Origin of the sequence: Ectobacillus funiculus (assembly GCF_004138295.1) — a bacterium.
In the GTDB taxonomy this organism is placed as follows: domain Bacteria; phylum Bacillota; class Bacilli; order Bacillales; family Bacillaceae_G; genus Ectobacillus; species Ectobacillus funiculus.
Map to the genome: position 1 here is coordinate 59,160 of NZ_SCFM01000036.1, position 8,523 is coordinate 67,682.

Annotated in this window: 8 protein-coding genes; all 8 read left to right on the forward strand. The window is 43.4% G+C overall.

Annotated elements, in window-relative coordinates:
- Positions 1 to 9 precede the first annotated feature (9 nt).
- The 8 genes from EP737_RS19405 (at position 10) to EP737_RS19440 (ending at position 8,177) form a co-directional block, all read left to right on the forward strand.
- Positions 10 to 1,038, forward strand: coding sequence for a sugar-binding transcriptional regulator (locus tag EP737_RS19405; protein WP_129730043.1), 1,029 nt, complete (start codon positions 10 to 12; stop codon positions 1,036 to 1,038).
- Positions 1,039 to 1,075: 37 nt separating this feature from the next.
- On the forward strand, positions 1,076 to 2,083 hold the full coding sequence (gene gap, locus EP737_RS19410; protein WP_129730045.1) for a type I glyceraldehyde-3-phosphate dehydrogenase: 1,008 nt from the start codon (positions 1,076 to 1,078) through the stop codon (positions 2,081 to 2,083).
- Positions 2,084 to 2,267: 184 nt separating this feature from the next.
- A complete protein-coding gene (locus EP737_RS19415) occupies positions 2,268 to 3,452 on the forward strand; it encodes a phosphoglycerate kinase (RefSeq protein WP_129730047.1) in 1,185 nt (394 codons plus the stop codon).
- 171 nt (positions 3,453 to 3,623) lie between these two features.
- On the forward strand, positions 3,624 to 4,379 hold the full coding sequence (gene tpiA, locus EP737_RS19420) for a triose-phosphate isomerase (RefSeq protein ID WP_129730049.1): 756 nt from the start codon (positions 3,624 to 3,626) through the stop codon (positions 4,377 to 4,379).
- Positions 4,379 to 5,914, forward strand: a complete 1,536-nt coding sequence (gpmI, locus tag EP737_RS19425) for a 2,3-bisphosphoglycerate-independent phosphoglycerate mutase (protein WP_129730051.1) — start codon at positions 4,379 to 4,381, stop codon at positions 5,912 to 5,914. The genes tpiA and gpmI overlap by 1 nt, the downstream gene beginning before the upstream one ends.
- Before the next feature lie 15 nt (positions 5,915 to 5,929).
- Positions 5,930 to 7,225: a phosphopyruvate hydratase gene (gene eno / locus EP737_RS19430; protein WP_129730053.1), complete on the forward strand. Its 1,296-nt coding sequence runs from the start codon at positions 5,930 to 5,932 to the stop codon at positions 7,223 to 7,225.
- A gap of 440 nt (positions 7,226 to 7,665) precedes the next feature.
- Positions 7,666 to 7,869, forward strand: coding sequence for a cold-shock protein CspD (cspD, locus tag EP737_RS19435; RefSeq protein ID WP_129730055.1), 204 nt, complete (start codon positions 7,666 to 7,668; stop codon positions 7,867 to 7,869).
- 113 nt (positions 7,870 to 7,982) lie between these two features.
- Entirely contained in the window at positions 7,983 to 8,177 is a 195-nt protein-coding gene (locus EP737_RS19440) for a cold-inducible protein YdjO-related protein (protein WP_129730057.1), read from the forward strand.
- The last annotated feature ends 346 nt before the right edge of the window (positions 8,178 to 8,523 follow it).

Genomic DNA, 8,523 nt, shown 5'->3' on the forward strand with positions numbered 1-8,523 from the left:
GAAAAGAACATGAATTCATGGATTCAACATGCAAAAAAATTGTTGCCTGATCTGCTACCTGTTATGCAAACACGGATGCAAATTTTGCAGTATATACGGCTCACGCAGCCGATTGGTCGAAGAAATTTATCTGCAAGCCTTGGCATGACAGAACGGGTCTTACGAAGTGAAGTTCAAGCTTTGAAGGAACAGAACTTGATTGAGATTGCATCTTCTGGTATGACTTTGACAGAAGAAGGGATGGACCTCATTGTTGCTCTTGAGGATTTTATGAGGGAAATTTCAGGTCTAAAGGTTTTAGAAGAAAAACTGAAGGAAACATTAAAGTTGAAAGATGTTTTCGTTGTAGCTGGTAACAGCGATGATTCGCCTTGGGTTAAACGGGAGCTGGGCCGCGCTTGTGTGTCCTGTATAAGGGAACGTTTGACTGTGAATAATATCGTTGCTGTAACTGGAGGAACAACACTTGCGGCTGTGGCAGACATGATGCAGATGGATTGTAAAAACTTACATACTCTGTTCGTGCCGGCACGAGGCGGCGTTGGGGAAAGCGTGGAAAATGAGGCGAATACGATTTGCGCGAAAATGGCGCAGCATACGAATAGTAATTACCGTCTCTTATACGTACCCGATCAAGTAAGCAGCGAGGTGTATGCTTCCATCGTAACGGAGCCTTCTGTAAAAGAAATTCTAGACCTTATTAAATCTTCTAACATTGTCATCCATGGAATTGGGGATGCTGTTACAATGGCACGGAGACGAAGTACATCCGCTGCTGAGTGGGATGCGATTACAACAGGCCATGCAGTTGGTGAGGCCTTCGGATATTACTTCAACGAACAAGGAGAAGTTGTATGCAAGGTGCGAACAATCGGTATGCAGCTTGAGGATTTGCAGAATGTTTCCCACGTCATTGCCGTAGCGGGCGGTGCATCAAAGGCGAAAGCCATTCAGGCTGTTATCGGACAGGGACATACCTCGATATTGGTAACAGATGAAGGCGCAGCAAGAGAGTTACTTAAGAGCATTAGCTCTTAACCATATATTTCACCCACACATTGAGGAGGAAGTTAAAATGGCAGTTAAAGTTGGTATTAATGGTTTTGGACGTATTGGTCGTAACGTATTCCGTGCGGCTCTTAAAAATGAAAATGTAGAAATCGTAGCAATCAACGATTTAACAGATGCAGCAACATTAGCTCACTTATTGAAATATGATTCTGTGCACGGTACATTGCAAGGAGAAATTTCTGCAAACGGCGACAGCATCGTTGTAAACGGAAAAGAAATCAAAATCATCGCTGAGCGTGATCCTGCTCAATTACCTTGGAGCGACTACGGCGTAGAAGTTGTTGTAGAATCTACAGGCCGTTTCACAAACAAAGCAGACGCTGAAAAGCATTTAGGCGGTTCTGTAAAGAAAGTTGTTATCTCTGCTCCTGCAAGCAACGAAGATATCACAATCGTTATGGGCGTAAACGAAGACAAATACGATGCAGCTAACCACAATGTTATCTCTAATGCATCTTGTACAACAAACTGCTTGGCTCCATTTGCAAAAGTTCTTCATGAGCAATTCGGAATCCGCCGCGGTATGATGACAACAGTTCACTCTTACACAAACGACCAACAAATTCTAGATTTACCACACAAAGACTGGCGTCGTGCGCGTGCAGCTGCTGAAAACATGATTCCTTCTTCTACAGGTGCTGCAAAAGCAATCGGTCTTGTTCTTCCTGAATTAAAAGGAAAATTAAACGGTGGTGCGGTTCGTGTTCCAACTCCAAACGTATCTCTTGTTGACTTAGTTGCTGAGCTTGACAAAGAAGTAACAGCAGAAGAAGTAAACGCAGCGTTGAAAGCAGCTGCTGAAGGTCCATTAAAAGGAATTCTTGTATACAGCGACGAGCCACTAGTATCTCGCGACTACAATGGTTCTCCTGCATCTTCTTCTATCGATGCTCTTTCTACAATGGTAGTAGACGGCAACATGGTAAAAGTTCTTTCTTGGTACGATAACGAAACAGGCTACTCTAACCGTGTTGTAGACCTTGTTGACTACATCGCATCTAAAGGTCTTTAATTCGACCATTATATAAAAAAGGAAAGGGGGGGAGAGGCAATATGCCCTCCTCCCCTTCTCTTTACATATAATTAACATGCGCCAAGGGCAAAATCTCCTTATATAAAGTTTCACTTTACCCTAAAATGTGGTAAGCTTTGGAGTGGGTTTTGTCAATCCATTTATAACACGGAGGGAAATCCTAATGAACAAGAAATCGATTCGCGATGTCGATGTAAAAGGAAAACGCGTATTTTGCCGCGTAGACTTCAATGTGCCAATGCAAGACGGCGTCATCACAGATGAAACGCGCATCCGCGCAGCTCTTCCGACGATCCAGTACTTGGCGGAGAACGGAGCAAAGGTTATTTTAGCAAGCCATTTTGGCCGTCCAAAAGGACAAGTGGTAGAAGAATTACGTTTAACACCAGTAGCGAAGCGTTTAGGCGAATTGCTTGGCAAAAACGTAATTAAAACGGACGAGGCGTATGGTCCTGTTGTGCAAGAAGCAGTTGCTGGCATGAGTGAAGGAGATGTTCTTCTTCTTGAGAACGTTCGTTTTTATGCGGGCGAAGAAAAGAACGATCCAGCACTTGCGAAGGAATTTGCAGCTTTGGCTGATCTGTATGTAAACGATGCATTTGGTGCGGCACACCGTGCGCACGCTTCCACTGCAGGTATTGCTGAGTACATCCCAGCTGTATCCGGTTTCTTGATGGAAAAAGAAATTGAAGTATTAGGAAAAGCGTTGTCTAACCCAGATCGTCCTTTTACAGCAATCATTGGCGGCGCGAAAGTAAGAGACAAGATCGGTGTAATTAGCAATCTGCTTGATAAGGTGGACAACCTTATTGTCGGCGGTGGACTTGCGTATACGTTTATCAAAGCGCAAGGTCATGAAATCGGAAAATCTTTGCTAGAAGAAGACAAAATTGATCTTGCAAAAGAATTCATGGAAACTGCAAAGCAAAAAGGTGTAAATTTCTATGTTCCTGTTGATATTGTAGTAGCCGATGGTTTCTCTAATGATGCGAACACACAAGAGGTATCTGTTGATGCCATCCCTAGTGATTGGGAAGGGTTGGATATCGGCCCGAAAACGCGTGAAATCTACGCAGATGTGATTCGTAACTCAAAGCTTGTTATTTGGAACGGACCTATGGGTGTGTTTGAATTGGACACATTCGCGAAGGGAACAAAAGCAGTAGCGGATGCTCTTGCTGAATCTCCGAATACATACTCTGTAATCGGCGGCGGTGACTCTGCGGCAGCAGTTGAAAAATTCGGCTTAGCTGATAAAATGAGTCATATCTCTACAGGCGGCGGCGCATCTCTTGAGTTCATGGAAGGTAAAGAGCTTCCAGGTGTTGTACGTCTAAACGATAAGTAAGAAAAGCGAAAGCGGCCTGTTTGAGCTCTATAAGTATGATTTTTACTGTGTAGCAGCATAACTGTCATTGATGGGCCCTCTTTGGCAAAAACTCTGACTACCTTGAGAAATTGGAAATATAGAACGAATAAGCCGTAAAGAGCTACACTCGAATAAGGGATGGTGTACCGAATGCGTAAACCTATTATTGCAGGAAACTGGAAAATGCATAAAACATTAGGCGAGGCGGTAAGCTTCGTAGAGGAAGTAAAAGGACAAATTCCTTCTGCTTCAGCAGTTGATTCTGTTGTTTGCTCTCCAGCTCTATTCCTAGAGCGTCTTGTAGCAGCAACGGAAGGCTCCGAGCTAAAAGTTGGCGCGCAAAACATGCACTTTGCAAACAGCGGTGCGTTTACAGGCGAAATCAGCCCAGTAGCGCTTGCTGATTTGAAAGTAAGCTACGTTGTGCTTGGACACTCTGAGCGCCGTGAAATGTTTGCGGAAACGGATGAAACAGTAAACAAGAAAACTGTAGCAGCATTTGCAAACGGCTTAACACCAATCGTATGCTGCGGTGAAACATTAGAAGAGCGCGAAAGCGGAAAAACGTTTGATCTTGTAGCAAATCAAGTAAAACAAGCGTTAGCTGGATTAACAGAAGAGCAAGTAAAAGCAACTGTTATCGCGTACGAGCCAATTTGGGCAATCGGAACAGGAAAATCCTCCTCTGCGCAGGATGCAAACGAAGTATGCGCGCATATCCGCAAGGTTGTAGCGGAAGCATTCTCTGCTGATGCAGCAGCGGCTGTCCGTATTCAATACGGCGGAAGCGTAAAGCCTGAAAATATCGCTGAGTACATGGCGCAGCCTGATATCGATGGTGCGTTAGTAGGCGGCGCAAGCCTAGAGCCTGCATCCTTCTTAGGACTTTTGGAGGCAGTAAAGTAATGGCAAAGCAACCAACAGCTCTAATTATTTTAGACGGTTTTGCGTTGCGCGAAGAAACATACGGTAACGCAATTGCACAAGCAAGCAAACCAAACTTTGACCGATATTGGGAGCAATATCCGCATACGACATTAACGGCAAGCGGAGAAGCAGTCGGTTTGCCTCAAGGACAAATGGGGAACTCTGAGGTAGGGCACTTAAATATTGGTGCCGGCCGCATTGTGTACCAAAGCTTAACGCGTGTAAATGTTGCAATTCGCGAGGGTGAATTCGAGCGTAATGAAACATTCGTAAACGCGATAAATCATGTGAAGCAAAAAGGTTCAAACCTTCACTTATTTGGCTTGCTTTCTGATGGCGGTGTACATAGCCATATCAACCATATGTTTGCACTTCTTCGTTTAGCGGCGAAGGAAGGGATTGAGAACGTGTATATCCATGCGTTCTTAGACGGCCGAGACGTCGGTCCGAAAACAGCAAAAGGATACATTGAGCAAACGTACAAAGTGATCGAAGAAACAGGCGTCGGACAGTTCGCGACAGTATCTGGCCGTTACTATTCTATGGACCGTGACAAGCGCTGGGATCGTGTTGAGAAGTGCTATCGCGCCATGGTATACGGTGAAGGTCCAACATACAAGGATGCGTACGAGTGCGTAGAAGACTCCTATGCAAACGGTATTTATGACGAATTCGTATTGCCTTCTGTAATCGTTCGTGAAGACGAAACACCGGTTGCAACAATCAACGATGATGACGCAATCATTTTCTACAACTTCCGTCCAGACCGCGCGATTCAAATTGCGCGCGTGTTTACAAATGATGATTTCCGTGAATTTGATCGCGGCAGCAAAGTTCCGCATATTCCGGAGTTTGTTTGTATGACACAATTCAGTGAAACTGTCGGCGGCTATGTAGCATTTAAGCCGACAAACCTTGATAACACATTAGGAGAAGTCATTTCACAAGCTGGGTTAAAGCAGCTTCGTATTGCGGAAACTGAAAAATATCCGCATGTTACGTTCTTCTTTAGCGGCGGACGTGAAGCTGAATTCCCTGGTGAAGAGCGAATTCTTATCAATTCTCCAAAGGTTGCAACGTATGATTTGCAGCCAGAAATGAGCATTTACGAAGTAACCGATGCATTAGTAAAGGAAATTGAAGCGGACAAGCATGATGCAATCATTTTAAACTTTGCGAACTGCGATATGGTTGGTCACTCTGGTATGATGGAGCCGACAATTAAAGCGGTTGAAGCGACAGATGAGTGCTTAGGGAAAGTTGTTGAAGCTATTGTTGCAAAAGGCGGTACAGCAATTATCACAGCTGACCATGGAAATGCTGATGAGGAATTGACGCCAGAGGGGCAACCAATGACAGCTCATACGACGAACCCGGTTCCGTTCATCGTTACAAAAGAAGGTGCTCAACTTCGTGAGGACGGTATTTTAGGTGATATTGCTCCAACGATGCTAACTCTTTTAGGCTTAGAACAGCCGAAGGAAATGACAGGAAAAACATTAATCACACAATAAAAGGAGAGAAAACATATGCCATTCATTACTGATGTTTATGCACGCGAAGTATTAGATTCCCGCGGTAACCCTACTGTAGAGGTAGAAGTATATACAGAATCCGGTGCGTTTGGACGCGCTTTAGTACCAAGTGGTGCTTCTACAGGTGAATACGAAGCAGTAGAACTTCGCGACGGTGACAAATCCCGTTACCTTGGAAAAGGTGTTTTAAAAGCAGTTGAAAACGTAAATGAAGTAATTGCTCCTGAAATCGTTGGCCTTGACGTAACAGATCAAGTAGCAATCGACCGTACAATGATCGAATTAGACGGCACGCCAAACAAAGGCAAGTTAGGTGCAAACGCAATCCTAGGTGTATCTATGGCAGTTGCTCACGCTGCAGCTGACTTAGTAGGTCTTCCATTATATCGTTACCTTGGCGGTTTCAATGCGAAGCAGCTTCCAACTCCAATGATGAACATCATCAACGGCGGATCTCATGCTGACAACAACGTAGACTTCCAAGAGTTTATGATTCTTCCTGTAGGCGCTCCTACATTCCGTGAAGCGCTTCGCACAGGTGCAGAAGTATTCCACGCATTGAAATCTGTTCTTCATGCAAAAGGCTTAAATACAGCTGTTGGTGACGAAGGTGGTTTCGCTCCAAACCTTGGTTCTAACCGTGAAGCATTAGAAGTTATCATGGAAGCAATCAAACAAGCTGGCTATGAGCCAGGAAAAGACGTTCTTCTTGGAATGGACGTTGCATCTTCTGAATTCTTTAACAAAGAAACACGCAAATATGACCTTGCTGGCGAAGGCCGTACTGGCTTAAGCTCTACTGAAATGGTTGATTTCTACGAGCAATTAGTAAATGAGTTCCCAATCGTTTCTATCGAAGACGGTCTTGACGAAAATGACTGGGAAGGTCACAAATTATTAACAGAACGCCTTGGCGGCCGCGTTCAATTAGTTGGTGACGATCTATTCGTTACAAACACTGAGAAGCTTGCTGAAGGTATTGAAAAAGGCGTAGGCAACTCAATCCTAATCAAAGTAAACCAAATCGGTACTTTAACTGAAACATTCGAAGCAATCGAAATGGCGAAACGTGCTGGTTACACTGCAGTTGTATCTCACCGTTCTGGTGAAACAGAAGATGCAACAATTGCTGATATCGCAGTAGCAACAAATGCAGGTCAAATCAAAACTGGTTCTTTAAGCCGTACAGACCGCATCGCAAAATACAACCAATTACTTCGCATCGAAGACGAGCTTGGCGCATTGGCTGTGTACGATGGCGCGAAATCTTTCTACAACTTAAAGAAATAATATAAGTGATTTTCTGCTGAAACAGCATGTGCAGATGCTGTAGCGGTTGTTTTACTATTGTATTGATTGAAAAATCAATAAGAGATTCTGGAGCAGCGTGTGCAGACGTTGCTTCCGAATATTCCTTTTACTAACGAAGACCTTTATAATGGCGATGGAAACCCGAACGGTGTGTACAGACATTGTTCGGGTCTTTTATATAGCAAGTACTCCCAATAATGCCAGTTTTCTTTTTTCTTTGCTGGCATTGCAAACATATAAAAAAAGAGGTATAATCGTATTAAGAAGAATATGCGTTAAACAAATTCACATATTATCAAGCATCAAAGGATGATATGAGTTACCTATGATACTTGATAATGTGTGAATTTTTTATTTCTTGTAACGGGAAAATAAGAACAGCATATTACTACATTTATTTCTTAAGGAGGAATTTTAATATGAAAGCAACTGGTAAAGTAAAATGGTTTAATGGTGAAAAAGGTTTCGGATTTATCGAAGTACCAGGTGGAAACGATGTATTCGTACATTTCTCTGCTATCCAAGGCGAAGGTTTCAAAACTCTTGATGAAGGTCAAGAAGTAAGCTTTGAAATCGAGCAAGGTAACCGTGGACCACAAGCAGTAAACGTTGTAAAACTGTAATTGACAAATAGGAAGGTTGTTAACAATAGAGTTAGCAGCCTTTTTTTCTTTCCGCCGGTGCGATGGAAGGTTGTACGGAACGATTGTATATCGAATCGAAGGAGGAGTTAGATATGTACTGGAGCAGAAAAAAGCAAGCGATGCAACAAGAAGCAGAACAGGTGAAGGCAGCTGTATGGGAATGTGAATCGGAGAATTGCCGCGGATGGATGAGAAAGGATTTTTCGTTACAGGATCATCCGAAGTGTCCGTTATGCAGTGCGGGCATGAAAAGTGGAGAGCGGATGCTGTCAATCCTATCGAATTAATAGCTTAGAGCTTAGCTTGTGTAGAAGTGTTTTTTGCGCTTAAAGTTATAAAAGGCCTTGCTTCTTTTTACCCTGTAGGAAAGTATAAATTTCCAGCTAGAAGTGAATTCAACGTAGTGGGGAATTTTAGGAATACAGTATAAGTAGGGCTACGCCTCTGTCTTTCAGCCCTCATACGGAGGGCTTTTTTGCGCTGTAGGAAAGTATAAATTTTCGGCTAGAGGTGAATTCGACGTAGTGGGGAATTTTAGGAATACAGTATAAGTAGGGCTTGCCAATCGGCGAGTTTTCTTTATCCATTTAACAAACTCCATTTATGAACTAAAATATTGGTGCTTTCGATTTA

Bases quoted from the DNA above. Each gene is read 5' to 3' on its own strand.
- cspD (WP_129730055.1), top strand. From the start codon at position 7,666: ATGAAAGCAACTGGTAAAGTAAAATGGTTTAATGGTGAAAAAGGTTTC.
- EP737_RS19415 (WP_129730047.1), top strand. From the start codon at position 2,268: ATGAACAAGAAATCGATTCGCGATGTCGATGTAAAAGGAAAACGCGTA.
- eno (WP_129730053.1), top strand. From the start codon at position 5,930: ATGCCATTCATTACTGATGTTTATGCACGCGAAGTATTAGATTCCCGC.
- EP737_RS19440 (WP_129730057.1), top strand. From the start codon at position 7,983: ATGTACTGGAGCAGAAAAAAGCAAGCGATGCAACAAGAAGCAGAACAG.
- gpmI (WP_129730051.1), top strand. From the start codon at position 4,379: ATGGCAAAGCAACCAACAGCTCTAATTATTTTAGACGGTTTTGCGTTG.
- gap (WP_129730045.1), top strand. From the start codon at position 1,076: ATGGCAGTTAAAGTTGGTATTAATGGTTTTGGACGTATTGGTCGTAAC.
- EP737_RS19405 (WP_129730043.1), top strand. From the start codon at position 10: ATGAATTCATGGATTCAACATGCAAAAAAATTGTTGCCTGATCTGCTA.
- tpiA (WP_129730049.1), top strand. From the start codon at position 3,624: ATGCGTAAACCTATTATTGCAGGAAACTGGAAAATGCATAAAACATTA.